We start from the raw sequence: 1187 nt of genomic DNA on the forward strand, positions 1-1187 counted from the left end.
GGGTGACTGCGTACCTTTTGTATAATGGGTCAGCGACTTATATTCTGTAGCAAGGTTAACCGTATAGGGGAGCCGCAGGGAAACCGAGTCTTAACTGGGCGTTAAGTTGCAGGGTATAGACCCGAAACCCGGTGATCTAGCCATGGGCAGGTTGAAGGTTGGGTAACACTAACTGGAGGACCGAACCGACTAATGTTGAAAAATTAGCGGATGACTTGTGGCTGGGGGTGAAAGGCCAATCAAACCGGGAGATAGCTGGTTCTCCCCGAAAGCTATTTAGGTAGCGCCTCGTGAACTCATCTTCGGGGGTAGAGCACTGTTTCGGCTAGGGGGTCATCCCGACTTACCAACCCGATGCAAACTACGAATACCGAAGAATGTTATCACGGGAGACACACGGCGGGTGCTAACGTCCGTCGTGAAGAGGGAAACAACCCAGACCGCCAGCTAAGGTCCCAAAGTCATGGTTAAGTGGGAAACGATGTGGGAAGGCCCAGACAGCCAGGATGTTGGCTTAGAAGCAGCCATCATTTAAAGAAAGCGTAATAGCTCACTGGTCGAGTCGGCCTGCGCGGAAGATGTAACGGGGCTAAACCATGCACCGAAGCTGCGGCAGCGACACTATGTGTTGTTGGGTAGGGGAGCGTTCTGTAAGCCGTTGAAGGTGGCCTGTGAGGGTTGCTGGAGGTATCAGAAGTGCGAATGCTGACATAAGTAACGATAATGCGGGTGAAAAACCCGCACGCCGGAAGACCAAGGGTTCCTGTCCAACGTTAATCGGGGCAGGGTGAGTCGACCCCTAAGGCGAGGCCGAAAGGCGTAGTCGATGGGAAACAGGTTAATATTCCTGTACTTGGTGTTACTGCGAAGGGGGGACGGAGAAGGCTATGTTGGCCGGGCGACGGTTGTCCCGGTTTAAGCATGTAGGCGGATGTTCCAGGTAAATCCGGAACGTCACTAACGCTGAGGGGTGATGACGAGGCACTACGGTGCTGAAGTGACAAATGCCCTGCTTCCAGGAAAAGCCTCTAAGCATCAGGTAACATCAAATCGTACCCCAAACCGACACAGGTGGTCAGGTAGAGAATACCAAGGCGCTTGAGAGAACTCGGGTGAAGGAACTAGGCAAAATGGTGCCGTAACTTCGGGAGAAGGCACGCTGATGGTAGGTGAAGTGACTTGCTCAT

At 53.0% G+C, this 1187-nt stretch carries 1 rRNA gene; it reads left to right on the top strand.

The annotated features are described in order from the left end of the window. Nucleotides 1–1187 (top strand): 23S ribosomal RNA (locus HMPREF3178_RS00005); the annotation flags it as partial.

It is taken from the genome of Klebsiella sp. HMSC09D12 (assembly GCF_001808475.1).
Lineage (GTDB): Bacteria > Pseudomonadota > Gammaproteobacteria > Enterobacterales > Enterobacteriaceae > Klebsiella > Klebsiella oxytoca.